22 protein-coding genes and 2 pseudogenes are annotated in these 23,617 nt (G+C 73.7%); 11 read left to right on the forward strand and 13 right to left on the reverse strand.

The annotated features are described in order from the left end of the window. The first annotated feature begins 5 nt into the window (after positions 1–5). Together JK359_RS29980 and JK359_RS29985 are read left to right on the forward strand one after the other, a co-directional pair. Positions 6–683, forward strand: coding sequence for a TetR/AcrR family transcriptional regulator (locus JK359_RS29980; RefSeq protein WP_201842252.1), 678 nt, complete (start codon positions 6–8; stop codon positions 681–683). Between the two features lie 236 nt (positions 684–919). Next, the gene (locus tag JK359_RS29985; protein WP_201842254.1) at positions 920–1,933 is read left to right on the forward strand and encodes a LacI family DNA-binding transcriptional regulator; all 1,014 of its coding nucleotides are present in this window, start codon (positions 920–922) and stop codon (positions 1,931–1,933) included. 61 nt (positions 1,934–1,994) lie between these two features. Here JK359_RS29985 and trxA read toward each other — a convergent pair whose 3' ends face one another. Then, positions 1,995–2,414, reverse strand: a complete 420-nt coding sequence (gene trxA / locus JK359_RS29990) for a thioredoxin (RefSeq protein WP_201842256.1) — start codon at positions 2,412–2,414, stop codon at positions 1,995–1,997. A gap of 142 nt (positions 2,415–2,556) precedes the next feature. Between trxA and JK359_RS29995 the strand changes: the two genes are divergently transcribed. After that, positions 2,557–3,987 carry a dihydrolipoyl dehydrogenase family protein gene (locus JK359_RS29995; RefSeq protein WP_201842258.1) on the forward strand — a complete coding sequence of 477 codons (1,431 nt, stop codon included), beginning with the start codon at positions 2,557–2,559 and terminating at the stop codon, positions 3,985–3,987. A gap of 8 nt (positions 3,988–3,995) precedes the next feature. Here the strand turns inward: JK359_RS29995 and JK359_RS30000 are convergent, their stop codons facing one another. Further along, positions 3,996–4,640 (reverse strand): peptide deformylase, encoded by a 645-nt coding sequence (locus JK359_RS30000; RefSeq protein WP_201842260.1) that lies wholly within the window; start codon positions 4,638–4,640, stop codon positions 3,996–3,998. Between the two features lie 152 nt (positions 4,641–4,792). Here JK359_RS30000 and JK359_RS30005 point away from each other — a divergent pair, with 152 nt between their 5' ends. Continuing rightward, positions 4,793–6,193, forward strand: coding sequence for a PepSY-associated TM helix domain-containing protein (locus tag JK359_RS30005; protein WP_201842262.1), 1,401 nt, complete (start codon positions 4,793–4,795; stop codon positions 6,191–6,193). Positions 6,194–6,469: 276 nt separating this feature from the next. Beyond that, positions 6,470–6,703, forward strand: a pseudogene (locus JK359_RS30010) (M56 family peptidase); the annotation flags it as partial. 119 nt (positions 6,704–6,822) lie between these two features. On the opposite strand, the gene JK359_RS30015 reads toward JK359_RS30010, so the two are convergent. From JK359_RS30015 to JK359_RS30025, 3 genes are all read right to left on the reverse strand, one after another. Next, on the reverse strand, positions 6,823–7,191 hold the full coding sequence (locus JK359_RS30015) for a tetratricopeptide repeat protein (RefSeq protein ID WP_201842264.1): 369 nt from the start codon (positions 7,189–7,191) through the stop codon (positions 6,823–6,825). 81 nt (positions 7,192–7,272) lie between these two features. After that, complete coding sequence (locus JK359_RS30020) at positions 7,273–8,073, reverse strand: cytochrome c oxidase assembly protein (protein ID WP_236678643.1); 801 nt, start codon at positions 8,071–8,073, stop codon at positions 7,273–7,275. Between the two features lie 14 nt (positions 8,074–8,087). Continuing rightward, positions 8,088–8,648, reverse strand: a complete 561-nt coding sequence (locus JK359_RS30025) for a DUF2243 domain-containing protein (protein WP_201842268.1) — start codon at positions 8,646–8,648, stop codon at positions 8,088–8,090. A 635-nt stretch (positions 8,649–9,283) separates the two neighbouring features. On the opposite strand from JK359_RS30025, the gene JK359_RS40240 reads away from it, so the two are divergent. Next, a complete protein-coding gene (locus tag JK359_RS40240) occupies positions 9,284–10,021 on the forward strand; it encodes a chaplin (protein WP_307788328.1) in 738 nt (245 codons plus the stop codon). Positions 10,022–10,270: 249 nt separating this feature from the next. Here JK359_RS40240 and JK359_RS30035 read toward each other — a convergent pair whose 3' ends face one another. Both JK359_RS30035 and JK359_RS30040 read right to left on the reverse strand, forming a co-directional pair. Then, positions 10,271–11,008: a flavodoxin family protein gene (locus JK359_RS30035; RefSeq protein WP_201842272.1), complete on the reverse strand. Its 738-nt coding sequence runs from the start codon at positions 11,006–11,008 to the stop codon at positions 10,271–10,273. A gap of 184 nt (positions 11,009–11,192) precedes the next feature. Beyond that, positions 11,193–12,533 carry a hypothetical protein gene (locus tag JK359_RS30040; RefSeq protein WP_201842310.1) on the reverse strand — a complete coding sequence of 447 codons (1,341 nt, stop codon included), beginning with the start codon at positions 12,531–12,533 and terminating at the stop codon, positions 11,193–11,195. A gap of 155 nt (positions 12,534–12,688) precedes the next feature. Here JK359_RS30040 and JK359_RS30045 point away from each other — a divergent pair, with 155 nt between their 5' ends. Then, complete coding sequence (locus tag JK359_RS30045) at positions 12,689–13,981, forward strand: molybdopterin-dependent oxidoreductase (RefSeq protein ID WP_201842274.1); 1,293 nt, start codon at positions 12,689–12,691, stop codon at positions 13,979–13,981. After that, the gene (locus tag JK359_RS30050; protein WP_201842276.1) at positions 13,981–14,439 is read left to right on the forward strand and encodes a hypothetical protein; all 459 of its coding nucleotides are present in this window, start codon (positions 13,981–13,983) and stop codon (positions 14,437–14,439) included. Before JK359_RS30045 ends, JK359_RS30050 begins: the two co-directional genes overlap by 1 nt. Here JK359_RS30050 and JK359_RS30055 read toward each other — a convergent pair. Genes JK359_RS30055 through JK359_RS30060 form a run of 3 tightly spaced genes read right to left on the reverse strand, consistent with a single transcriptional unit; the run spans position 14,328 to position 16,557 of the window. Next, the gene (locus JK359_RS30055; RefSeq protein ID WP_236678644.1) at positions 14,328–15,221 is read right to left on the reverse strand and encodes a class I SAM-dependent methyltransferase; all 894 of its coding nucleotides are present in this window, start codon (positions 15,219–15,221) and stop codon (positions 14,328–14,330) included. The two genes, JK359_RS30050 and JK359_RS30055, sit on opposite strands and share 112 nt — an antisense overlap. After that, positions 15,218–15,847, reverse strand: coding sequence for a TIGR04282 family arsenosugar biosynthesis glycosyltransferase (locus tag JK359_RS39400; protein WP_307788329.1), 630 nt, complete (start codon positions 15,845–15,847; stop codon positions 15,218–15,220). The genes JK359_RS30055 and JK359_RS39400 overlap by 4 nt, the downstream gene beginning before the upstream one ends. Beyond that, positions 15,844–16,557, reverse strand: a complete 714-nt coding sequence (locus JK359_RS30060; protein WP_307788330.1) for a glycosyltransferase family 2 protein — start codon at positions 16,555–16,557, stop codon at positions 15,844–15,846. The genes JK359_RS39400 and JK359_RS30060 overlap by 4 nt, the downstream gene beginning before the upstream one ends. Before the next feature lie 115 nt (positions 16,558–16,672). Between JK359_RS30060 and JK359_RS30065 the strand changes: the two genes are divergently transcribed. From JK359_RS30065 to JK359_RS30075, 3 genes are all read left to right on the forward strand, one after another. Next, positions 16,673–17,455: a response regulator transcription factor gene (locus tag JK359_RS30065; RefSeq protein WP_236678645.1), complete on the forward strand. Its 783-nt coding sequence runs from the start codon at positions 16,673–16,675 to the stop codon at positions 17,453–17,455. 1 nt (position 17,456) lies between these two features. Beyond that, a complete protein-coding gene (locus JK359_RS30070; RefSeq protein WP_201842279.1) occupies positions 17,457–18,566 on the forward strand; it encodes a sensor histidine kinase in 1,110 nt (369 codons plus the stop codon). 232 nt (positions 18,567–18,798) lie between these two features. After that, positions 18,799–20,829: a TerD family protein gene (locus JK359_RS30075; protein WP_201842281.1), complete on the forward strand. Its 2,031-nt coding sequence runs from the start codon at positions 18,799–18,801 to the stop codon at positions 20,827–20,829. A 334-nt stretch (positions 20,830–21,163) separates the two neighbouring features. Here JK359_RS30075 and JK359_RS30080 read toward each other — a convergent pair whose 3' ends face one another. The 3 genes and pseudogenes from JK359_RS30080 to JK359_RS39405 form a co-directional block, all read right to left on the reverse strand. After that, positions 21,164–22,153 (reverse strand): NAD-dependent epimerase/dehydratase family protein, encoded by a 990-nt coding sequence (locus JK359_RS30080; protein WP_201842283.1) that lies wholly within the window; start codon positions 22,151–22,153, stop codon positions 21,164–21,166. A 127-nt stretch (positions 22,154–22,280) separates the two neighbouring features. Continuing rightward, complete coding sequence (locus JK359_RS30085; protein WP_201842285.1) at positions 22,281–22,733, reverse strand: class I SAM-dependent methyltransferase; 453 nt, start codon at positions 22,731–22,733, stop codon at positions 22,281–22,283. Continuing rightward, positions 22,667–23,107 (reverse strand): annotated as a pseudogene (locus JK359_RS39405) (ABC transporter); the annotation flags it as partial. The gene JK359_RS30085 and the pseudogene JK359_RS39405, both read right to left, overlap by 67 nt. Positions 23,108–23,617: the final 510 nt, after the last annotated feature.

The following is a 23,617-nucleotide window of genomic DNA, read 5'->3' on the forward strand; positions in this document are numbered from 1 at the left end:
TCCCGATGCTTTACGCTGTCTTCATGTCCAGCGCTCTGCCGCCCTTCCCGCCTCAGAAACCTCTCGACGTGTCCCCCTTGCTGGAGGTCGGCACGGCGCCCGGGGAACCATGCCTGCGTGCCGACGCGGCGCGCAACAGGGCCCGGCTGCTGGACGCCGCCGCCCGGCTGATCGCCGAGCACGGGGTGGCCGGCGTGACCATGGAGGCGGTGGCCGCGGCGGCCCAGGTGGGCAAGGGGACGGTGTTCCGGCGCTTCGGTGACCGCACCGGGCTGCTGATGGCGCTGCTCGACCACTCCGACCGGCAGTTGCAGGCCGACTTCCTGGGCGGGCCCCCGCCGCTGGGGCCCGGGGCGCCCCCACTGGAGCGGCTGCGGGCGTTCGGCCCGGCGGTGCTGTACCGCTCGGCCGAGCGGCTGGACCTGCAGCTCGCCGCCCAGCCGGAGCCGACCCGCCGCTTCTCCCACCCGGCGGTCCAGGCCCTGCGCATCCACGTCGTCATGCTGCTGCGGCAGATCGTGCCGCACGCCGACTGCGAGCTGCTCGCCCAGACGCTGCTGGCCTCGCTCGACCCCGCGCTGATCCACTACCACACCCGGCAGCGCGGGATGCCGCTGGAACGGCTGGCGACCGGCTGGATCGACCTGGTCGACCGGGTCACCGGCGCCGGGCCGCACCGCTGAGCCGCGGTCCGGCGCCCGGCCGCCCTACCGAGCCCTGCTCCGGCGCCCGGCCGCACCGCTGAGCCGTGCTCCGGCGCCCGGCCCCCTGCTGAGCCGTGCTCCGGCGCTCCGCCGCCCCGCTGAGCCGTGCTCCGGCGCCCGGCCGGGCTGATCGGCGGCGGCGGCCTGCGCCGAAAGGTTCCGGTGGGTGACGGTCCGGCGCCCCGCCCGAGCCGGGACCCCGTGCCTCTGCCAAGATGCGGTCTGTCATGGTGCAGATACCGAACACGCCCACGAGCGCCGACGTGGCCCGCCTGGCAGGCGTCTCGCGTGCCACCGTCTCCTACGTCCTGAACAACACCAGCGCCGTACGGATCAGCGAACCGACCCGTCGGCGGGTGCGCGAGGCCGCCCGGGAGCTGGGCTACGTGCCGCACGCCGCCGCCCGCAGCCTGCGCGCCGGCCACAGCCGCATGGTCCTCATGCCCGCACCGGCCGTCCCGGTCGGGCCGCTCTACGCCAAGTTCCTGAGCGAACTCCAGTGGGCGCTCGGCCGCCTCGACTACACCGTCGTCCAGTACGGCAGCGTCGGCCTGCAGGGCGACGAAGCCGCCCGGGCCTGGGCCGAGTTGCGGCCGGTGGCCGTCCTGGTGCCCGGTGCCGGCGTCGGCCCGGAGGGCGTCGCCGTCCTCAAGCGGTCCGGCGCCCGGGCCGTGGTGACCCTCGGCCCGGAACGCGTCGACGGAGCGCACGCCCTGCTGATGGACCACGACGCCGTCGGCCACTGCGCGGGCGCCCACCTCCTCGCCCGGGGCCGGCGCCGGATCGGCGTCGTCGTGCCCGGGGAGCCGGGCCTGGAGCCCTTCTCCCGGCCCCGGCTCGCCGGAGTCCGCCAGGCCCTGCACGGCACGGACGCGACCGTCACGGAGCTGCCGCTCGCCTACACCGAGGAGGCCGCCGCCGAACTGGCCGCCCGCTGGACGGGGACGGGCCTGGACGGGGTGTTCGCCTACAACGACGAGTACGCCATGCTGCTGATGCGTGCCCTCCAGGACGAGGGCCTGCGCATCCCGGAGGACGTGGCCCTGATCGGCGCCGACGACCTGATGCTCGGCCGGCTGCTGCGGCCCCGGCTCAGCACCGTCCACATCCGGCTGCCGTCGGGCCGCGACCTCGCCGAACTCGTCGACCGCGCCGTGCGCGACCCGGGAGCGGAGCCCGAGGTGCACACCGTGCTGGGCGCCACGGTGGTCCCGCGCGAGTCCAGCTGAGCCGGCCCCGGACCCCGCACGCTTCGCTTTCCGACCACCACCGCCACCGCTGCCGCGGCCGTCACTGCTCCTGCTGTGCCTGCTCCTGCGGCGCCTGCTCCTGCTCCTGCGGCGCCTGCTCCTGCTGGTCGGCGATGCTCTTGCGGACCTGGTCCATGTCGAGGTTGCGGGCCTGGCCGATCAGGTCCTCCAGCACCGGCCCGGGCAGCGCGCCCGGCTGGGCGAAGACCGCCACCTGGTCACGGACGATCATCAGCGTCGGGATCGACTGGATGTCGAAGGCCGCCGCCAGCTCCGGCTGCGCCTCGGTGTCCACCTTGCCGAACACCAGGTCCGGGTTGTCCTGGGCGGCCTGCTCGTACACGGGCGCGAACTGCCGGCACGGCCCGCACCAGGACGCCCAGAAGTCGATGAGAACGAACTCGTTCTCGGAGACCATCTGGTCGAAGTTCTCCTTGGTCAGCTCCACGGTGCTGGTCATGGCGTGATTCCCGCTTCCTGGTGTAGGGGGTGTGCCGCTGGCGAGAACACGGCCGCCGGGCCGCCTATTCCACCCGTGTCCGCGGTGTCCCGCGCGCGTACCCCCTGTGGCCGCCGCGCACACCACCCACCAGACTGGCCCCATGACGGATACGGAATCCAACGTGTACGACGTCGTGGTGCTCGGTGGCGGTCCGGTGGGGGAGAACGTCGCGGACCGCACCCGCGCGGCCGGCCTCACCACCGCGCTCGTGGAGAGCGAACTGCTGGGCGGCGAGTGCTCGTACTGGGCCTGCATGCCCAGCAAGGCCCTGCTCAGGCCGGTCATCGCCCAGGCCGACGCCCGCCGTCTGCCCGGCCTCGCGCAGGCCGCGCAGGGCCCGCTCGGCACCCCGGCCGTGCTGGCCCGCCGTGACGAGTTCACCTCCCACTGGAAGGACGACGGCCAGGTCGCCTGGCTGGAGGGGACCGGCGCGGACCTGTACCGCGGCCAGGGCCGGCTGGCCGGACCGCGTACCGTGACCGTCACCGGCCCCGACGGCACGGTCAGCACCCTCACCGCCCGGCACGCCGTCGCCGTCTCCACCGGCACCCGCGCCCAACTGCCCGACCTGCCCGGACTCGCCGAGGTGAAGCCCTGGACCAGTCGAGAGGCGACCAGTGCCCAGGCGGCCCCCGGCCGGCTGATCGTCGTCGGCGGCGGTGTCGTCGCCACCGAGATGGCGACCGCCTGGCAGGCGCTGGGCTCCCGGGTCACCCTGCTGGTCCGTGGCAAGGGCCTGCTCAACCGCATGGAGCCGTTCGCCGGCGAACTGGTCTCCGAGGCCCTCGCCGAGGCGGGCGTCGACGTCCGCACCGGCACCACGGTCGAGTCCGTCACCCGCGAGAACGGCACGGTCGTGGCCGTCACCGGCGCCGGCGACCGCATCGAGGCCGACGAGATCCTCTTCGCGACCGGGCGCGTCCCGCACACCGACGACCTCGGCCTGGAGACCGTCGGCCTGGAACCCGGATCCTGGCTCGACGTGGACGACAGCCTGCTCGTCACCGGCACCGACTGGCTGTACGCGGTCGGCGACGTCAACCACCGGGCCCTGCTCACCCACCAGGGCAAGTACCAGGCGCGGATCGCGGGCGCCGCGATCGCAGCCCGGGCCGCCGGCACCCCCCTGCTGGACGAGGCCTGGGGCGCCCACGTGGCCACCGCCGACCACCACGCCGTACCGCAGGTCGTGTTCACCGACCCCGAGGCCGCAGCCGTGGGTCTCTCGCTGGCCGAGGCGGAACAGGCCGGGCACCGCGTCCGCGCCGTCGACGTCGAGTTCTCCTCGGTCGCGGGCGCGGGCCTGTACGGCGACGGCTACAAGGGCCGGGCCCGCATGGTCGTGGACCTGGAGGACGAGGTCCTGCGCGGGGTCACCTTCGTCGGCCCCGGTGTCGGTGAACTCATCCACTCGGCCACCGTCGCGGTGGCGGGCCGGGTCCCGGTCGGCAGGCTGTGGCACGCGGTCCCGTCGTACCCGACACTGAGCGAGGTGTGGCTGCGGCTCCTGGAGGCGTACCGGGACAACTGAGCGGCGGTCTACGGCAGTTCGAAGCCCAGGGCCTCGGCCGCCGCCTGCGGCGCCGGCTGGGCCCACAGGGCGGCCACCGCCTCGTCGGTCGACAGCGAGCGCAGTTCCGCGCGGTCCAGGTACAGCGTGCCGTCGAGGTGGTCCGTCTCGTGCTGGACGATCCGGGCGGGCCACCCGGTGAACACCTCGTCCAGCGCGCGGCCGTGCTCGTCGGCGCCGCGCAGCCGCACCTCGGCGTGCCGGGCCACCACCGCCTGCCAGCCCGGCACGCTCAGACAGCCCTCGAAGAACGCGGCCCGGGCCGTGCCGACCGGCTCGTACACCGGGTTGACCAGCACCCGGAACGGCTGCGGGACCCGGCCGCGTACCAGCGCGACCTCCTGCGGCACCGGCGCCGGATCCTCGATGACCGCGATCCGCAGCTCCACACCGACCTGCGGCGCGGCGAGACCCACACCGGGCGCCGCGTGCATGGTGACGCGCAGGGCCTCGACGAACCGGGCCAGCAGCGCGGGCCCCAGCTGGCCGTCGTACGGCACGGTGGCGCGCCGCAGCACCGGCCGGCCGGCCGCGACGAGGGGCAAGGGACCGCCGGCGGCGAGGAGTTCCTCGACCCGCTCGGCGAGCGGTGTGTCATCACGGGGAGGTGCCATCGCGTCAGCATGCCACGGGCCCCCGCCCCCACCTGTGGCACAGGTCACCAACACCCCGGGGAACTCCATCCTTTCGCGGACCGACTACTGGACCGCCGTCGCGTCCGCGCCGACGGTCCGCCCACCGTACGAGTCCCCGGAGAAACCCGCCGATGACGACCGCTCCCCCGACCGCCCCGGCCGAGGCGTCCCGCCCCGCCGCCCGCAGCCGCTGGGCACCCCTGCGCCCCCTCGTGCTGCGCCTGCACTTCTACGCCGGCGTGCTCGTCGCGCCCTTCCTGCTGGTCGCCGCCGTCACCGGCCTGCTGTACGCCGGCTCCTTCCAGGCCGAGAAACTCGTGTACGACCACGAGCTGACCGTCCCCGTCGGCGAGCGCGAACTGCCCGTCTCCGCCCAGGTGGCCGCCGCCCGCAAGGCCCACCCCGAGGGCACCGTCGCGGCCGTGCGGCCGTCCCCCGAGGCCGGCGCCACCACCAGGGTGCTGCTCTCCGGCGTCGCGGGCGTCGACCCCGGACACACCCTCGCCGTGTTCGTCGACCCGTACACCGGCACGGTCCGCGGGGCGCTCGAACAGTACGGCTCCACCGGTGCGCTGCCCCTGCGCACCTGGATCGACGAACTGCACCGCGATCTGCACCTGGGCGAGACCGGCCGGCTCTACAGCGAACTGGCCGCCAGCTGGCTGTGGGTCATCGCGGGCGGCGGCCTCGTGCTGTGGTTCTCCCGGCGCCGCGCCCTGCGCAAGGTCCGCGGCACCAGCGGCCGGCGCCGCTCCCTCGGCCTGCACGGCACGGTCGGCGTCTGGACCGCCGCCGGGTTCCTGTTCCTGTCCGCGACCGGCCTGACCTGGTCGGCGTACGCCGGCGCCAACATCGACGAGCTGCGCACCTCGCTCGGCCAGGCGACCCCGTCCGTCTCGGCGGCCGTGGCCGGCGGCGAACACGCCGGTCACGGCACGGGCACGGCGGGCGGCGGCACCGCCGGGCACGGCGTGGGCCTGGACAAGGTCCTCGCGGCGGCCCGGGCCGAGGGCCTCGGCAACCCGGTGGAGATCGTGCCGCCCGCGGACGCGGACAGCGCCTACGTCGTCAAGCAGGTCCAGCGCAGCTGGCCCACGAAGGCGGACGCCGTCGCCGTCGACCCGGCCACCGGCCGGGTCACCGACGAACTGCGGTTCGCCGACCACCCGGTGCTCGCCAAGCTCACCCGCTGGGGCATCGACCTGCACACCGGCGTCCTCTTCGGCCTCGGCAACCAGATCGCCCTCGCCCTGCTGGCGCTCGCCCTCGTGCTCCTCGTCCTGTGGGGCTACCGCATGTGGTGGCAGCGCGGCCGGGGTTCCGCCTTCGGTCGGCCGATCCCGCGCGGGGCCTGGGCCGAGGTGCCGCCCCACGTCCTCGTACCGGCCCTCGCCGCCGTCGCGGTCCTCGGCTGGTTCGTGCCGCTGCTCGGCATCCCGCTGGCCGGGTTCCTCGCCGTCGACATCGTCCTCGGCGAGATCGCGCACCGGCGCGGCCGGCGCAGCTACGGGAGTGCCACCGGCGTGAAGTAGCGTATGGCGGCACGCCGGTGGAGGTGAGCCGGCGAGTGAGCCGAAGGGGCTCTCCAGGCCGGCTCCGGTGTCCCTGCGGCGCATCCACGCCGGCTCGGGTGTCCCTGCGGCGCATCGGGCCGGAGCCAGGGCCGCCGGAGGCAGAGACAGGGAGGGCGGACGGGACGGGAGGACGGCCGGGCCCGTCGGCGCGGCCAGGGGGAACCGGAGGGCCAGGTCCTCGGTGCCCTGCGCGAGGCGGACGGCCCCGTCGGCGCGGCCTGGGTGCAGCAGCGCTCCGCGGGCGCCCCGGCGCCGACCCTCCCGGCGCCGGTGGCCACCGGTCCGGTGCCGCGCCGGGTGGCCGCGCTGCTGGCGCCGCCACCCGCGGCCCGTAACTGGCCGTCGGCGTTCACCTCGGTCGGTCTCGCCGCCTGGGGCGCCGCCGCCGGTGCCCTGGTGTCCGCGATGTCGTCGGCGAACGCTGCCGTCACCCTGTTCCTGATCCTGCACACGGCGACACCCCTGTGACGCGCGGGGACGGTTGAGACGCACCGGGGCCCGGTCCCCGCCAGGGAACCGGGCCCGCACGACGGCTCACCCCTGCGGCCACGTCTGCGGAATCGTCGCCGGCGCCGGTGCCGCCGGCATCATGCCTCCGGGAAGTCGCCCGCGAGTGCCGAGGCGATCCGCAGGTGCGGCTCCGCCTCCGCGTGCCGGGCCTGCCGCTGGAGCGTGCGGCCGAGCATCAGCCGGGCGTAGCGCTCCACCGGGTCCCGCTCCACGACGGCCCGCAGCTCGGCCTCGGCGCGGCTCAGCTGGGCCGAGTGGTAGTAGGCCCGTGCCAGCAGCAGCCGGGGTCCGGTCTGCTCCGGCACCTCCTCGACCAGCCCGGCCAGCACGCGCGCCGCACCCGCGTAGTCCTTCGCGCCGAAGAACAGCTGCGCGCGCTCCCACCGCTCGGCGGCGCTGCCGTGCTCGTAGTACGTGGTCTCCCCCTGCGTCCCCTGCGTCTCCACTCGTGACCTCCTTCGGCGGCCACAACGGGACGCAGTTGTTCAATATTCCACTGACTCGGGGGTGTGCCGCCCTGCACCGCGCTACGAAGGCGCCGCCGCGGGCCGCACGACCGCCCGGCGCTCTGGACGCCAGGTGGCGACCAGGGCCGCCGCGAGCAGCAGCTCGGCGATGTCACCGCCGTAGTACATGATCTCGGCACCGCCCTGGACCTGGGGCACGGGCGCGTGGATGCGCACCCAGAACCCGCCGTACATCAGCTGCGCTACGACCGCGTGCACCGCGATGGCACACCCCAGGCAGACCAGCCGGACCCGCACCCCGGGCCGGGCAGGGGACGGGTCCGGGCCGGCGACGGAGTGCGCGAACAGGCAACCCGACAGCAGGAAGTGTGCGTGCAGTAGCCAGTGCCCGGCAGGTTCGGCCATGACGGAGTCGTAGAGCGGGGTGAAGTACAGGACCGGGAGGCTGCCCGTGGACAGCAGCAGGGCGACGGCCGGGCGGGTGAGCAGACGGGCCGGGCCGCTGTGCAGGACCGCGGTGACGCGCCGGGCGCGCGCCGCGGGCAGCACGCGCAGCAGCAGGGTGACCGGGGCGCCGAGCACGAGGGCGAGCGGGGCGTACATGCCGATGAGCAGGTGCTGGGTCATATGGCCGCGGAAGTCCTGGTGCGCCCAGGGCGCGAGGGGCGGCAGCAGCGCCGCCGCGAGCAGGGTCAGCCCCGCGGTGAAAGCGACGGTGCGCCAGGGGTTCCAGGGCCGGGCCGGATTCCTGCGGTTCGCCCGGTGCGCCAGCAGAAGATAACCGGCGGCGCAGAGCAGCAGGGGCAGCAGCGGCAACACGGCCGCCGTGGCGCCCCCGCTCTGCTGATGATGCATGGGCATCGTGCCGTGGTCCATCAGCCGGCGTCTCCCGTCCGGCCGGTGCGGGCGGCCGCCGGATCGAAGGACCGTCCGCTGCGCCGCAGGAGCCCGCCGCCGGCCAGCAGCAGCGCACCGAGGAGGAGGAAACCGAGGTCCCACCAGAGCCGGTGCGGCCCGTCGTGCACGTGGTGGATGCCCAGGACGTGATGGTCCAGCACGCCCTCGACGAGGTTGAACAGGCCCCACCCCGCCAGGATCCAGCCCCACAGCACGCGGGAGCCCCACACCTGGCGCCGGCCGGCGGTCACCCGGGCGTACAGGACGGAGAGTCCACCGAGCACGGCGAGCCAGCACACCGTGTGGAAGACGCCGTCCCACAGGGTGTTCATCTGCAGCCCGGAAACGGTGTGCGGGTCGTAGTACTTCACGCCGATGCGGTCGTGGTCGGTGCTGCTGAGCATGTGGTGCCACCGCAGGAGCTGGTGCAGCAGGATGCCGTCGAGGAATCCGCCGAGTCCCACCCCCAGCAGGATCCCGGGCAGTTGCAGACTGGCGGGTGCCCTTACGGCACGGGTGTCGCGCACGGTGGTTTCCATCGCTCCTCGTCTCGGTCGAGCGCTCGGTCGATTCCTTGGTCGATTCCTTGGTCGTTGCGGCTGACCACCGAGACCTATCAGCTTCCCGGCTCCGGCGCTGCGGCACGCTCGGCCATGTGCGAGCGGCGGGAAACGGACGGGGTCGCGGGACTCGGTGTGCCGGCGCGGTGACAAGTGGTCACCTGGCCCTGCCGGGGCGGGAGTCGCTCGGGGTTCTGCACGGCCGCGGCTGCACGAGAACCTGCTCTTCCTCGTCACCGAGAGGCCTCGCAGGCACCCCTCTCGGTGACCGGATACGGGCCGGGACGACCATGACACCCGGCGCCGCGCCGGCGGTCGCCGAGGGGACCCGCGCCGCTGCCGCGCGCCGGGGCCGGCAGGTGAGCGTGTACGCGTGCTGACGGTCCTCGGGCGCGGCCGACGCAACACCGGCCCGGCGGGCCCGTCGGCTCGCCGCGAGCGTCGTAGGATGCGCATCCGCGCCGTACCGGAAGCGGGCGCCGGAGCCCCACCCGGCACGCGGTTCGTCCCTCGTATCGGGCGAAATGCTGAAAAACCATAACTTGGACGGTTTGTCCTGCGTTTCACCGGATGCGGGTGAGTACCCGCGACCGTATCTGGAAGGCAGGGAACCGATGAAACGGGCTACCCGAAACAGTTTGATCGCCGTGGCCGCCGCCTCGGGTGCGATGGCGGTGACGGTGCCGGTGTACGCCGACTCCGCCGCGGACGGTGCCGCGGGCGGCTCGCCCGGGCTGATCTCGGGCAACGGCATCCAACTGCCGGTGCACGTCCCGGTGAACGTGTGCGGCAACACCGTGAACGTCGTCGGGCTGCTCAACCCCGCCGCGGGCAACCGCTGCGCCAACGCGGGCGGCGACGCCGTGCGGAAGGACGAGCGGGCCGAGACGCCTGCCGGGGCGGCCGAGACGCCTGCCGGGGCGGTCGCCCACGGCGTCGAGACGGACTCGCCGGGCGTCGTCTCGGGCAACGGGATCCAGCTTCCGGTCGATCTGCCCGTGAACGTCAGCGGCAACAGCGTGAACGTGGTGGGCATCGGCAATCCCGTCTTCGGGAACCAGTCCGTGAACACCCCGGCCCACCCCGACGAGCCCGGCCGCTCCACGCCGCCCCCGGCCGAGCCCACGCCGCCCACCCGTGCCGTGCCTCCGGCCCAGCCCAAGCCGCACGCGAGCCGGCCGGCGACGCCCGTGCCGACCCCGCCCACCGTGCGGCAGCGCACGCCCGGCACCCTTGCGCACACCGGAGCGGACGGCACCTGGGCGGCCGCCGCCGCGAGCATGGCGTCGCTGGTGGGCGGGGCGGTGCTGTACCGGCGCTTCCGTTCCCGGGCGACCGGCCGGCAGGGCTGATCCCGGCCGCCCCGCCGGCAGCCGCGGGGCGGCCCGTCACTGACGCACCGAACCGGCCACGGCCCGCTGCCGCGCGCCGTGGCCGCGACGGCCCGGGTCGGCCGGTGCCGTGCGGCGGAGTCCGGCCCCGAAAGGCCGGCCGCCGGACCGGACTAGGGCCCTTCCTTCGGATCAGGCCGGCTCCGGGCGACAACGCCGCAGATGTGCGTGCCAGACCCCGCGACTCCGGCAAGATCCGAAAGAGAGGCCCTAGCGGTGCTCGGGGTTCTCGTAGTCGTGACGGCAGCCGGCGTCCCAGGCGGTGCGCCGGTTGCCGTACGCGGGGAAACCGCCGGCGTCCTTCAGCAGCCGCGCCAGGTGGAGCAGGTTCCAGGTCATGAAGGTGGTGTTGCGGTTGGTGAAGTCGTTCTCCGGGCCGCCGGAGCCGGGGTCGAGATAGGAGGGCCCCGGACCGGCCTCGCCGATCCAGCCCGCGTCGGCCTGCGGCGGGACGGCGTAACCCAGGTGCTGGAGGCTGTACAGGACGTTCATCGCACAGTGCTTCACGCCGTCCTCGTTCCCGGTGATCAGACAGCCCCCGACGCGGCCGTAGTACGCGTACTGGCCCGCGTCGTTGAGCAGGCTCGAGCACGCGTAGAGCCGCTCGATCACCTGCTTCATCACCGAGCTGTTGTCACCCAGCCAGATCGGACCGGCCAGCACCAGGACGTCCGCCGCCATGACCTTCTCGTACAGCTCCGGCCAGGCGTCCGACCGCCACCCGTGCGCGGTCATGTCCGGCCAGACGCCGGTGGCGATGTCGTGATCGACCGCGCGCACGACATCGACCCGCACGCCCTGGGCCTCCATGATGCGCACGCTGCGGTCGACGAGCCCCTGGGTGTTGCTGCGCTCCGGCGACCGCTTCAGCGTGCAGTTGAACACCAGGGCGCGCAGGTCGTCGTAGCGTGCGGGCGGTGCGTCGTCGGGCGTCGGTTCGGCGGTCACATGCACTCCGGGGGGTCGTGCCACCGTGTCCGGCCCGGTGGCGCAGGACTTCCATCGTGCTGGCCGGCCGGCGGCGCCGGTGACTTCGGCACAGCCGCCCCGGAGCAACCACCCTGACAGCGCAACGGGCTCACCGGCCGGTGAACGGCAGACGGCCGGCACCCGGCGAGCAGCGGACGGCCGCTCACCACCCCGTGAACAGCAGGTGGTTGAGCAGGAGCGCGAGCACCGCCTGTGCGGTGAGCCAGATCCGCGGCCTCGGCAGCAGGGCGCAGGCCGGGAGCAGCCACATCGCGAACGGCAGCCAGATGCGTTCCGTCTCCGCCTTGCTCATCCCGGACAGATCGGCGATCAGCAGGGCCGACAGGGCCGCCGCCACCAGCAGCGCGAAGCGGATCTCCGCCGCGGGAGCCGTGCGGCGCCGGCCGAGCACCGCGCCGGCCCGCCGCAGCCCCGCCGCCGTGGCCAGACCGGTGATCAGCACCGTGCACGCCAGGTTGGCCCACACCCAGTAGCCGTAGGGGCGGGTACCGCCGACACCCTGGTAGTAGCGCGTGACCAGCAGCCGGTACCCCTCCCACCAGTCGAACCCGGCCAACGTGAACACCACCGGTACGACCGCCGCCCCGGCCAGGAACAGGAGCAGCAGCCCCGGTCGCTCACGGACCCGCCGCCTGCCCACCGCAAGCACCGCCGCGCCGATCACCGCGAAGAGCGTCAGACCGTACGAGAGATAGCAGGTCAGGCCGAACAGCAGCCCGCTGCCCGCCGCCCAGGCCACGGACCCGCCGGTCACCGCGAGGGCCAGCAGGGCCACCGCCCAGGCGGCGACCGCCGCGAAGTACCCGTCGGCCGAGGCGCCCACCCACACGGCGGCCGGCGCCAGCACCACGAAGGGCGCCGCCCGCCGGGCCAGCGACTCGTCGGCCAGGGCCCGCACCGCCACCAGCACCGCCACACATGCGGTCGCCCCCACCGTGATGCAGAACGCCCCGGCCCAGCCCCCGCCGCCCAGGCCGGCCCGGTCCAGGAGGACGAAGGTGACGGTGGCCGCCGGGGGGTGCCCGGCGATGTGCGCGGGCCAGGGCTCGGGGGTGCCGCTCACGATGTGATGGGTGAAGTCGCGCAGGGCGGCCGGGATGTCGTGGAACCGGCCGACGACCGTGAGGTACTCGTTGCGGCTGGTCAGCCGGCCGGCCACGCCCCGCTGCCAGCCGTCGACCAGCGCCAGCGACCACGTCCAGGCCACGGCCGTGCCCCAGGCCGCCGGCAGCAGGCCGCGCCACGGCAGCCGCTCCGCGACGGCCGGCCCGTACGCCACCACTGCGGCCGCCACCGCGGCGGCGGCCGCAGTGCCCGGGCCCAGGTGCGGCTCCCACTCGGCGAAGAGCGGCGGCCAGTGCACGAACAGCGTGCGGTAGGCGTCCTGGAGGTGCCGGCCGACGAGCACGGCGACGAGGACGAGCAGGGCGGCGGCGGCAGCGGCACTCAGGTCGGCGCGCAGGCCGGGCCACCGGTCCCGCAGACGCGGGCCGGGACACCGGTCACGGAGGGAAGGCTGGGTCACACCGGAACGCTAGGACGGCGACCGGGGGAAGAAACGGACCCGCGATGCGACGTCAGCGTTTCGTCATGGGTTGCGCGCCGCTCCACCAGCCGCTTCCGGCCTACCGTCGGATCATGCGAGACGACCGTCCACGGCTTCCCTCTTCGCCCGGCTTCTGGCGCAGTCCGCTGCGCGGCCCCTGGTTCACCTCGATGCTCGGCCTCGTGCTGCTCGTGGGTATCACGGTGCTGTTCGTGACGGGCCTGGTGTCGTACGCCGCGTACAACCCGGGCCTCGACCCGGTGAACGACCAGACCCCGGGCAAGGGCTTCCTCGGCTTCTACCTCTTCGCCTGGCCGACGAACCCGCACTGGCTGTACCGGGCCACCCAGGGCCTGCACGTCACCCTCGGCATCACCCTGATCCCGGTCCTGCTGGCCAAGCTGTGGTCGGTGGTGCCGAGGCTGTTCGCCCTGCCCCCGGCCCGCTCGCTCGCACACGCCCTGGAGCGCATTTCCCTGCTGCTCCTGGTCGGCGGCGGGCTGTTCGAGTTCACGACCGGCGTCCTCAACGTCCAGCTCGACTACGTCTTCCCCGGCTCCTTCTACCCGTTGCACTTCTACGGTGCCTGGGTGTTCTTCGCCGCGTTCGTGGCCCATGCGGTGCTGAAGGTGCCGACGGCCCTGCGGAACGCCCGCCGACGGCGTGCGGGGCAGGAGCCCGGGGCACACGCGGCGGCCGGGGAGCCGCTGACGGCCGCCGGGCCCGGGGGAGGGGACCTGGTGTCGCCCCGGCCGGACCCGCCGACCGTCTCCCGGCGCGGCGCACTGTGGTTCGTCGGGGGTGCCTCACTGCTGCTGTTCGCCACGACCGTGGGGCAGAGCATCGGGGGCGCGCTGCGCCGCACCGCCCTGCTCGCGCCGCACGGCGGAGCCGACCCCGGCAGCGGGCCGAACGGCTTCCAGATCAACAAGACCGCCGCCTACGCCGGGATCGACGCGGCGGAGACCGGCGAGGAGGCCTGGCGGCTCGTCGTCACGGGACGCACCGGGACGGTCCGCCTCGGCCGCGCCGACCTGCTCCGCATGCCGCTGCACAGCTCGGCGCTGCCCATCGCCTGCGTCGAGGGCTGGTCGACGGCGGACCAGTGGTGGCGGGGGGTACGCCTGCGCGATCTCGCCGCACTCGTCGGCCACGACGGCGACCCGCCGGACGTGTTCGTGGAGTCCCTCCAGCGGCACGGCGCGTTCCGCCGCGCGGCCCTGCGCGCCAACCAGGTCGCCGACCCGCGCTCCCTGCTCGCCCTGTACGTCAACGGCGAGGAACTGTCCCCCGACCACGGCTACCCGGCGCGGATCATCGTGCCCGCCGCACCCGGTGTGCTGAACACCAAGTGGGTGGCCCGGCTGACCTTCGGAGACCTGTGATGCGCCCGCGCCCGCCCCTCGGTAATCCCTTCCAGATCCTCCTGCTGGCCTGTTCGTTCGCGCTGGCCGGCTATGCCGGGGTACGACTGTTCGCCGACGACTGGACGGCCGTGGCCCTGTGGCTGGTGGGGGCGGCCCTGCTCCACGACCTCGTGCTGCTGCCGCTGTACTCGCTCGCGGACCGGGCGCTCGTACGCGGACTCGGCGCTGCCCGGCGCCGGGAGTGGACCATGTACGTGCGTGTCCCGGCCGCGCTGTCCGGGCTGCTGCTGCTCGTGTGGTTCCCGCTGATCAGCGGGATGGTGGACCGGCGGTACCGGACCGCCACCGGCCTGTCGGCGGACGGCTACCCGGCGCGCTGGCTGCTGATCACCGCGGTGCTCTTCGGCGGCTCGGCGCTGCTCCTGGCGGTGCGGCTGCGCAGGGCGACGAAGCGGCGCCCGCCGGCCGTCCACTGACCGGCGGGGACCCAGCCCTGGGCGTACCGCAGCAGGGCCGGGGTGCCGACCCGCGCCCACGGGAAGGCTCCGCCGCCGCCGGTACCGGCAGCGGTGACGTCGACGACCTGCACCTCGGCCAGTTCGTCGACGTCCACCGCGGCCGTCTCGGCGATCAGCAGGCCGCCGGGGCACAGGAGCCGGGCGACCCGGTCCAGCAGGGTGCGCGGGTCGCCGCCGATCCCGATGTTGCCGTCCATGAGCAGCACGGTGCCCCAGCGCCCCTCACCGGGCAGCGGCTCGAACACCGAGCGGCGCAGGGCCCCGCCTCGACCGACTTCCGGACCGCGCCGTTCCCGGTCTCGCCGCTCCTGGTCTCGCCGCTCCTGGTCCAGCCGCTCCTGGTCTCGCCGCTCCCGGTCTCGCCGTTCCCGGTCCAGCCGTTCCCGGTCTCGCTGTTGCCCGTCTCGGCGTTCGCGGCCTAGCCCCAGCAGGGGTGACCGGAGCCGCCGCACGGTGTGGTCGACGGCGGCCTCACTGACGTCGATGCCGAGGACGGTACGGCCCCGGGCGGCGAGTTCCACCACCAGCCGTCCCGGCCCGCAGCCGACGTCGAGCACCGCGCCCTCGCACCGGTCCAGCACCGTCCGGTCCACCGCGTCCGCCCGCGCGCACCACCGCTCGACCTCCAGCGGCAGCAGCCAGCCGTCGGCACGGCGCAGGAACAGCGGGCCGTGCCCGGCGCGCAGGGCGGCGGCGTACGGGTCCGCCCCGGCCCAGGCGACGGCCGGCGGGGCGCTCATCGCCCGGTCCCGGGTCCGGCGTGTGCCGCGCACCGGGCCAGCCGGGCGGCGAACCGGCCGAGCGGCGCCAGCGCGGCGACCGCCGCCGCGTCGGCCGCGGTGTCCACGTCCCGCAGCCGGGGCAGGTCCCGCACCCGCAGCCCGGCCGCCGTCAGCCGCCGCCGCTGGACGGCGCCCGTCCGCGGCGTGGACATCGGCACCCCGCGCAGCAGCGCCGGGTCCGGCTCGGCCAGCCCCAGCGCCCAGAAGCCGCCGTCCTCCGCCGGGCCGAAGCAGGCGTCGTAGTCGGCGAAGTCCACGGTGAGCAGCTCCGCGGTCACCTGGGGGGTGTCCATGCCGATGAGCAGGGCGGGCCCCGTGCAGCGCGCGAACGCGTCGGCGAGCCGGGCGTCCAGGCCGCCCGCGCACTGCGGCACGACGTCGAAGCCGGGCGGCAGCCACGGGCCGGGAGTGCCGTCGAGCACCAGGACGCGCCGGGTGGCGGGGGCGGCCGCGACGGCGTGCAGGGTGTCGGCGAGCGCCGCTTCGGCGAGCGCCGCCGCGTCGGCCGGCGTGAACGGAGGGGTGAGCCGGGTCTTGACCCGCCCCGGTACCGGTTCCTTGGCGATGACGAGCAGAGTGGTCACCGTACGGCCCTCCGGCCCGCCGGGGGTTCGGCCAGGACCCGGCTCATGTCCCGCACCGCGTGCCAGGTGCCGAGCCAGGTGCCGGTCACCTTGGAGGTGCCGGTGCGCGGCAGATAGGGCACGTCGTGCTCGGCGATCCGCCAGCCGGCGTCGGCCGCGCGCACCACCATCTGCAGCGGATAGCCGCTGCGCCGGTCACTGAGACCGAGCGCCAGCAGCGGCTCCCGGCGGGCGGCGCGCAGCGGGCCGAGGTCGTGCAGCCGCACCCCGGTACGGCGGCGCAGCATGCGCGCGAGCGCGAAGTTGCCGGCCCGGGCGTGCGCGGGCCAGGCACCCGGGCCCCGCGCCCGCCGGCGGCCGAGCACCAGATCGGCCTCGCCGTCGAGCACTTCACGGACGAAGGGCACGAGGAGACCGGGATCGAGGGAGGCGTCGCAGTCGCAGAAACAGACGACGTCGGCGGTGGCTGCGCTCAGCCCGGCGTGGCAGGCGGCGCCGAAACCGCGCAGCGGCTCGTGCACGACGGTCGCCCCGAGGGAGCGGGCGATGTCCGCCGAGCCGTCGGTGGAGCCGTTGTCGACCACGAGGGCGCGCCAGCCCGCCGGGATCCGGGCGAGCACCCAGGGCAGGGCCGCGGCCTCGTCGAGGCAGGGCAGCACGACGTCCACGCGCGCCGGAACTGAAGGTGTCGAGGGGGTCACGACGCTCACCCTACGAATGGGAACCGGGCATACCGGACAACCGCTCCTTACGAAACGCGGACGTCGGGGGCGCTGCCCGGCCCGGGGAGCGACACCCGCGACGGGCCGGTGCGAGGCTGGGAGCATGCAGCAGCCGCACGTGCCCACGAGGGGCGAGGCCACGGCCGGGACCGCACCCGGCAGTGCCCCGCCCCACCCCCCGTCCGCCCCCGGTACCGGCCGCGTCCTGGTCGTCGACGACGACGCGACCGTCGCCGAGGTCGTCGCCGGATACCTCGGCCGCGCCGGGTACGTCGTCGACCGGGCCGACGACGGCCCCACCGCCCTCACCCGCGCCGCCGCCCACTGGCCGGACCTGGTCGTGCTCGACCTCATGCTGCCCGGCATGGACGGTCTGGAGGTCTGCCGGCGGCTGCGCGAACGGGCCCCCGTGCCCGTCGTCATGCTCACCGCCCGCGGCGACGAGGACGACCGCATCCTGGGCCTGGAGGTCGGCGCCGACGACTACGTGACCAAGCCGTTCAGCCCCCGCGAACTGGTCCTGCGGGTGCAGTCGGTGCTCCGCCGCACCCGCCCGGGCGCCGGGAGCCGCCCGCTGGCCGCGGCCGGTCTCACCGTCGACCCCACGGCCCGCCGCGCCACCAAGGACGGCGCCGAACTCGCCCTCACCCTGCGAGAGTTCGACCTCCTCGCGTTCTTCCTGCGGCACCCGGGCCGGGCCTACAGCCGGGAGGACCTGATGCGCGAGGTGTGGGGCTGGGACTTCGGCGACCTCTCCACCGTGACGGTCCACGTCCGCCGGCTGCGTGGCAAGGTCGAGGACGACCCGGCCCGGCCGCGCCTGATCCAGACCGTGTGGGGCGTCGGCTACCGCTTCGACCCCAGTGGCCGGCAGGAGGAGCACTGACATGCGCGACACCCTCCTCATCGCCCTGTACGCCTTCGCCGGCGCCGCCGCCACGGGCCTGGCCGGGGCGGCGGCGCTACGGCTGCTGCGCCGCCGCTCGCTCACTCTGTCCCTCGCCGTGGTCGCGGCGGTCGGCGTGGGCGGTGTCCTCGCCGGCACCCTCGCGGTCGCGTGGGCGATGTTCCTCTCCCCGCACGACCTGACCGTGGTGACGACGGTCGTCGCGATGGCCGCCGTGGTCTCCCTGGCGACCGCGCTGATACTCGGCCGCTGGGTCGTCGCCCGCAGCCGTGAACTCGCCATGGCGGCACGCTCCTTCGGCGACGGCGGCGACTTCGCCGCGCCCGCGGCCCCGGCCACCGCGGAACTGGCCGAGGTCAGCCGCGAGCTGGCGGCCACCAGCGCGAGGCTCGCCGAATCCCGGCAGCGCGAACGCATGCTCGAGACCTCGCGCCGGGAACTCGTCGCCTGGATCTCCCACGATCTGCGCACCCCGCTCGCCGGCCTGCGCGCCATGTCGGAGGCCCTGGAGGACGGCGTCGCCGGCGATCCCGACCGCTATCTGAAACAGATCCGCACCGAGGTCGAACGCCTCAACGACATGGTGGGCGACCTCTTCGAACTCTCCCGCATCCACGCCGGCACGCTCCCGCTGAGCCCGTGCCGGATCTCCCTCTACGACCTCGTCGGCGACGCCCTCGCCGGAGCCGACCCGCTCGCCCGCGCCCACGGCGTACGCCTGGTCGGCGACCGGGTGGAGCCGGTGCCGGTCGAGGTCGACGCCAAGGAGATGAGCCGCGTCCTGGGCAACCTGCTGGTCAACGCCATCCGGCGGACGCCCGCCGACGGCACGGTCGCCATCGCCGCCGAACGCTCGCCCGACGGGGTCGTCCTCTCCGTCACGGACGGCTGCGGCGGCATCCCCGAGGAGGACCTGTCCCGCGTCTTCGACACCGGCTGGCGCGGCAGCCACGCCCGCACCCCTCCGGCCGGCGCGGGCCTGGGCCTCGCCATCGTGCGCGGCATCGTCGAGGCCCACCGGGGCCGGGCCTCGGTGCACAACATCCCGGGCGGCTGCCGCTTCGAGGTCACACTGCCGACGGCTCCGTAACCGCCACCCGGGCCCCACAACCGGCCCGGCACACACCGGCCGCGGCCCCGGAGGGCAAATGCTTCAGATGGGGCACGGGAAGCACCTGAAATCTGGCTGGTCCCTGCGGGCCAGTTCTGTGGGTACTACAGTTTCCTGTGTGCGACGCGTCACACAGCGTCGTGTGCCAGGCAGCCGGGGCAGGCATGCCTTTGCATCCGGCTTGTTCCAATTGGGGGGCACTGTGCGGGAAATGAGCAAGGGCTCGAACGTGGCTCTGACGGCCTTGAGCGAGAACGTCGGGTCCCTGATCGTCAGTCTGGGCTGGGGGAGCCCGTCTGGCGAAGGCGACGCGGACGTTTCCGTCCTGCTGCTGGACGCAAACGGCAAGGTCCGCAGTGACGCCGACTTCTACTTCTACAACAACCCAGTCGCTGCCGACGGAAGCGTGCAGCTTCTGGGCAAGACGCCGACGGTGGACGGGAGCGAGGACCGGATCAGCTTCGACTTGACGGCGGTATCGGCTGACGTCGACCGGATAGTCGTGGCTGCCAGCCGTTACGACGGAGCGCGCTTCGGGCAGCTTGAGAACGTGAGGCTGTCGCTGGCCGACGGGGCCGGTGAGGATCTCCTTCACTTTCCCGTCGATGATGTTGACTCGGTGAGTGCGATCATCTTCGGTGAGCTGTATCGACGCGGAGAAGAGTGGAAGTTTCGCGCTGTGGGCCAGGGCTACGAAGCTGGTCTCGCTGGTCTGGCCATGGACTTCGGCGTCGATATCGATGACGACGCGTCGACAGAGGAAGCACAGGTCGATGCGAGCGACGATCAGGCGGACATGACGGCTGCGGCCCCGGTCGGCGAGCCGGAATCACAAGGATCGCTGGGGGCCGTTCCGTCTCCTCGGCGACCTGAACATGGTGGCGAACCGCAGAAGCCAGCCGCTCGACCGCGCACGGCGAAGAAGAAGGTCACTCTGCCCAAGGCGGTCAGAAAGACCTTGGCGGAGAATGAATCGTGGAGGCAGGCCCGGCTGTTCCCGGTGTCGGCGCTCAAGAGTGACCGGGATCGTGAAATGCGGGCCACCTCCGTGCTGCTGTCCGTGATGGCCCAGGTGCCTGAACTGGGCAGGAGACTCACCGCCGCTTTCGGAGCGCCGGCGGGCCGCATGGAGACCTTCACCGAAGTCACACTGCCGCACGGCGATACGCCGCGACGGCCTGACGGGGTGATCCGAGTCGAGCGGGCCGGGAAGCTGTGGACGGCGCTGGTCGAGACGAAGACCAACGGGAACGCCCTCAAGCCCGATCAGGTACAGGCGTACATGGACATCGCCGCACGCCGTGGCTACGAGGCAGTGATCACGCTGTCAAACGATGTCGCGTTGGACGGCAGCCCGCTCGTCGACGTCAAGATCGACGGACGGCGCAAACACAAAGTGGCGCTCCGGCACCTGTCGTGGGCGGAAGTCGCGCACCAGGCGCAGATGCTGATCCGGCACGAGGGCGTCAGCAGCGGGGCGCATGCGTGGCTCCTCCAGGAACTTCTGCACTACTTGCAGCACGATAACTCCGGCTGCCACGGCTTCCAGAACATGGGCCCAGCCTGGGTGCCTGTACGCAACGGAGTCGACGACGAGACCTTGTGTCAGGGAGATGCACGCGCGCTGGAAGTCGTCGAGAGCTGGGAGCGGCTGATCCGTCAGGTGTGTCTCGGGCTGGGCGGTGAGTTGGGGCAGAAAGTACTGCCTGTCCAGCGCGCCAAGAGGGGAACGGATCCGGCAGCACGCCGGAGCAATCTCGCCGATCAGCTGTGCCTCGAAGGGCTGCTGCAGGCGGAACTGCGCATCGAGGGAACGCCCGGCGTTCTGGCGATCAGCGCGGACCTCCGTACCGGCAAACTGCGCACCTCCATTGAGATCTCGGCACCAGAGCAGGGCTACCCCTTGTCGTGGGCGAAACGGCTCGTTCGTGCGTTGGCCGAAGCGCCGGCGGACCTGCACATCGAGACCCTGGTCGAGGGGGGCACTGGTGGCCCCCGGGGCACCTTGGAGAGGCTCCGTCCTGAGCCGGCCGACCTGCTCCCGAAGGACAGCAGTGCCCAAATTACCGGCTTCCGCTTGTCATTGTTCAAGGGAATGGGAAGTAGCCGGGGCAACGCCGAGTCCGGCTTCATTCGAAGCGTCGATGAAGCGGTGCACCGCCTCTACACCGGCGTGGTGGTGCATTTGGATCGTGTGACACCTCGCCGAGCCCCCTCCAGGGAAAAGATGGCCACGGTCTAAGCCAGTGGTCACCGTGGCCAACTGGCCGGCAGCCGCTCTCAGACCCCTGGACCTGCCCGAGGGCCTTCGGGTTTGCCGGTGCTGACCAGGACAGATTCCCCATATCCTGTCCACGAATAGTCCACAGACCCCGTCCTGGGGCCGCTCACTGCTGCATTCGCGTGCATCACCGCGAAGACCCCGGCCTCAGCGTTTCGGCTGGTGACGGGGTCTTTGGGCACCTCATGCTTGTTGCCCCGGCAGGATTCGAACCTGCGCACAAGGCTCCGGGGGCCGCGCTGACCGAGACCCGTACGCGGCGGTCATGTTCGTGGCCGCGGCTCTGCGGGCCGGGTCAGTCGGCGGCCGCGAACTCGCGCATGCCCTCCGCGAAGCCGACCTCCGGCTTCCAGCCCAGTTCGGTTCGCAGCCGCGCGGAGTCGGCCGTGATGTGCCGTACGTCCCCGAGCCGGTACTCCCCGGTGACGACGGGCGCGGGCCCGCCGTGGGCGTCGGCCAGTGCGTGGGCCATCTCGCCGACCGTGTGCGGCTCGCCGCTGCCGGTGTTGTACGCGATGAGCGCGCCCGCCGCGGAACCGGCCTCCAGCGCCACGGCGTTGGCCGCGGCCACGTCCCGCACGTGCACGAAGTCCCGCCGCTGACGCCCGTCCTCGAACACGCGGGGCGCCGCACCGCGGGCGAGCGCGGACCGGAAGAAAGAGGCGACGCCCGCGTAGGGGGTGTCGCGGGGCATCCGGGGCCCGTACACGTTGTGGTAGCGCAGCGAGACGGCGGACCCGCCGGTCGCGCGGGCCCAGGCGGCGGCCAGATGCTCCTGGGCCAGTTTGGTCGTGGCGTACACGTTGCGTGGGTCGACGGGCGCGTCCTCGCCGACCAGCCCGGGAGCGAGGTCGGCACCGCACACCGGGCAGGCCGGCTCGAACCGCCCCGCGTCCAGGTCGGCGACGGCCCGCGGGCCCGGCCGTACGACCCCGTGGCGCGGGCACTCGTACCGCCCCTCCCCGTACACCACCATCGACCCGGCCAGCACGAGATGCCGTACGCCCGCCTCGGCCATGGCGGCGAGCAGCACGGCGGTGCCGAGGTCGTTGCGGGAGACGTACTCCGCCGCGTCCGCGAATCCCACCCCGAGCCCGACCATCGCCGCCTGGTGGCAGACGGCGTCCACGCCGGCCACGGCCTGGGCGACCGCGGCCGGGTCGCGCACGTCGGCGCCCGGATCCGTTCGTACGTCGAACACGACAGTCTCGTGCCCGCGCGCCGTCAGCGCCTCGACGACATGAGAGCCGATGAACCCGGCACCGCCGGTGACCAGTACACGCATACCCCCACGCTAGGCCTGCCCTGTCCCGGACCACCGGACCATACCCGGCACGTCACGACTCCGTAAGACGACCCCGCCCGGCGCCCGGCCGGCGTTTGACGCGCACTCGGTCTCCGCCTCGGGACGTTCAAGGTCGCAGGGCGTAGCAGCGCAGCACGTCGAGATCCGCCGTGCGGACGACGGACCAGCCTGCCGTGAGCGTCTCCGCCTCGGCGGCGGTGATCCCGAGGTGCTTGCGCGGATCGCTCGCAGGGCGGCGGCCGGCCACTTCGGTGACGACCCAGAAGGTTCCGCCGGGCGCGAGGACATGCCGCACGCGGTCGAGGAAGGCCGGCTTGTCGTCCAGCCAGCGGTAGACCAGACGACAAGCGACGACGGCGTATGCGGGGTCCGGCAGCGTCGCGATGTCATCGGTGGTGAAGTCCATGAGCCGCCAGGCCGGCCCGTCACCGAGTCGACCTGCCCGGCTGTTCTGGGCCGCGGCGATGGCGCTGGGCGCGAAGTCGATGCCGGTGGCGCGATAGCCGAGCTTGTGGCGGCGCCGAGGGCGGTCTCGACCATCGTCAGCTCCGCCGCCCATGCCAGCACCGGCCGCAGCCGCCCGGTCAGCCACGTCACCGTGACGCCCAGCAGGGCACGCAGCCCGGTGGCCGCGGCGATCACCGCGAGTTGCGGAGCCGCCTCCCACAGCCGGTCGGTGACGTCGCCCGACGAGATCAGCGCGGTGATCGTCCCGGTGACCGCGAGCAGCCCCAGGGCCGCGAGGGCCCCCGTGCCCACCTGACAGGCGAGCAGCCCCACCGTGGCCGCACGGTCCGCCCGCCAGGCCATCCTCAGGGAACGCAGGACCAGCGCCGGCGGCCGCCGCGCCATCGTCCCGGTCGTCATCTGTGCGCCGGCCCGGAGCCGGGACGCGTCGCGGTACAGGAACTCCTCACTCTGCGCGCTGCTCACGCCGTCCGGTGTGTGCGTGTCCGGTGCGTGCGTGTCCGCCGTGTCTGGTGCCTGCGTGTCCGCCGTGTACGTATCGGGTGTGGGCGTGTCGAGCGGGGGTGTGTCCGGTGTGTCGGGAGCGGGTGGTCCTCGAGTGCTGGCCGAAGTCAACGCGGTCCCCCTTGAACGGTCGTGCGGCTGGCTCGTGAGGCTCAACGACCCGGCCCCGATTTCGAACACATGTGTTTCAGTCGGACGGGAAACCCCGAATTCCCGCGCGCGCCGGAGCATGCGGGTGGCACCGACCCTTGCCGTACAAGGACCGGACTCCGCACGGGTGATGGCCGAAACGCCGAGCGTGCGGTCGGCCGCCTGTCCGCGCGTCGGAAGCCGGCCGGCGGGCGGCGTCCGTCATCCTGTCGGCACCCGGCCCTGTCCTGATCCCGCGTGCCGGGCCCGTCGGGGGCTGGCCGCCGCGGCCGCCCCCTCCCTACGGTGAGGGGGGCACCGCCTCCTCTCCCCACGGTGAGG

Origin of the sequence: Streptomyces actinomycinicus (genome assembly GCF_016741775.1) — a bacterium.
In the GTDB taxonomy this organism is placed as follows: Bacteria; Actinomycetota; Actinomycetes; order Streptomycetales; family Streptomycetaceae; genus Streptomyces; species Streptomyces actinomycinicus.

Bases quoted from the DNA above. Each gene is read 5' to 3' on its own strand.
- JK359_RS29980 (WP_201842252.1), top strand. From the start codon at position 6: ATGCTTTACGCTGTCTTCATGTCCAGCGCTCTGCCGCCCTTCCCGCCT.
- JK359_RS29985 (WP_201842254.1), top strand. From the start codon at position 920: ATGCGGTCTGTCATGGTGCAGATACCGAACACGCCCACGAGCGCCGAC.
- trxA (WP_201842256.1), bottom strand. From the start codon at position 2,414: ATGACCAGCACCGTGGAGCTGACCAAGGAGAACTTCGACCAGATGGTC.
- JK359_RS29995 (WP_201842258.1), top strand. From the start codon at position 2,557: ATGACGGATACGGAATCCAACGTGTACGACGTCGTGGTGCTCGGTGGC.
- JK359_RS30000 (WP_201842260.1), bottom strand. From the start codon at position 4,640: ATGGCACCTCCCCGTGATGACACACCGCTCGCCGAGCGGGTCGAGGAA.
- JK359_RS30005 (WP_201842262.1), top strand. From the start codon at position 4,793: ATGACGACCGCTCCCCCGACCGCCCCGGCCGAGGCGTCCCGCCCCGCC.
- JK359_RS30020 (WP_236678643.1), bottom strand. From the start codon at position 8,073: ATGCCCATGCATCATCAGCAGAGCGGGGGCGCCACGGCGGCCGTGTTG.
- JK359_RS30025 (WP_201842268.1), bottom strand. From the start codon at position 8,648: ATGGAAACCACCGTGCGCGACACCCGTGCCGTAAGGGCACCCGCCAGT.
- JK359_RS40240 (WP_307788328.1), top strand. From the start codon at position 9,284: ATGAAACGGGCTACCCGAAACAGTTTGATCGCCGTGGCCGCCGCCTCG.
- JK359_RS30045 (WP_201842274.1), top strand. From the start codon at position 12,689: ATGCGAGACGACCGTCCACGGCTTCCCTCTTCGCCCGGCTTCTGGCGC.
- JK359_RS30050 (WP_201842276.1), top strand. From the start codon at position 13,981: ATGCGCCCGCGCCCGCCCCTCGGTAATCCCTTCCAGATCCTCCTGCTG.
- JK359_RS30055 (WP_236678644.1), bottom strand. From the start codon at position 15,221: ATGAGCGCCCCGCCGGCCGTCGCCTGGGCCGGGGCGGACCCGTACGCC.
- JK359_RS30065 (WP_236678645.1), top strand. From the start codon at position 16,673: ATGCAGCAGCCGCACGTGCCCACGAGGGGCGAGGCCACGGCCGGGACC.
- JK359_RS30070 (WP_201842279.1), top strand. From the start codon at position 17,457: ATGCGCGACACCCTCCTCATCGCCCTGTACGCCTTCGCCGGCGCCGCC.
- JK359_RS30075 (WP_201842281.1), top strand. From the start codon at position 18,799: ATGAGCAAGGGCTCGAACGTGGCTCTGACGGCCTTGAGCGAGAACGTC.
- JK359_RS30080 (WP_201842283.1), bottom strand. From the start codon at position 22,153: ATGCGTGTACTGGTCACCGGCGGTGCCGGGTTCATCGGCTCTCATGTC.
- JK359_RS30085 (WP_201842285.1), bottom strand. From the start codon at position 22,733: ATGGGCGGCGGAGCTGACGATGGTCGAGACCGCCCTCGGCGCCGCCAC.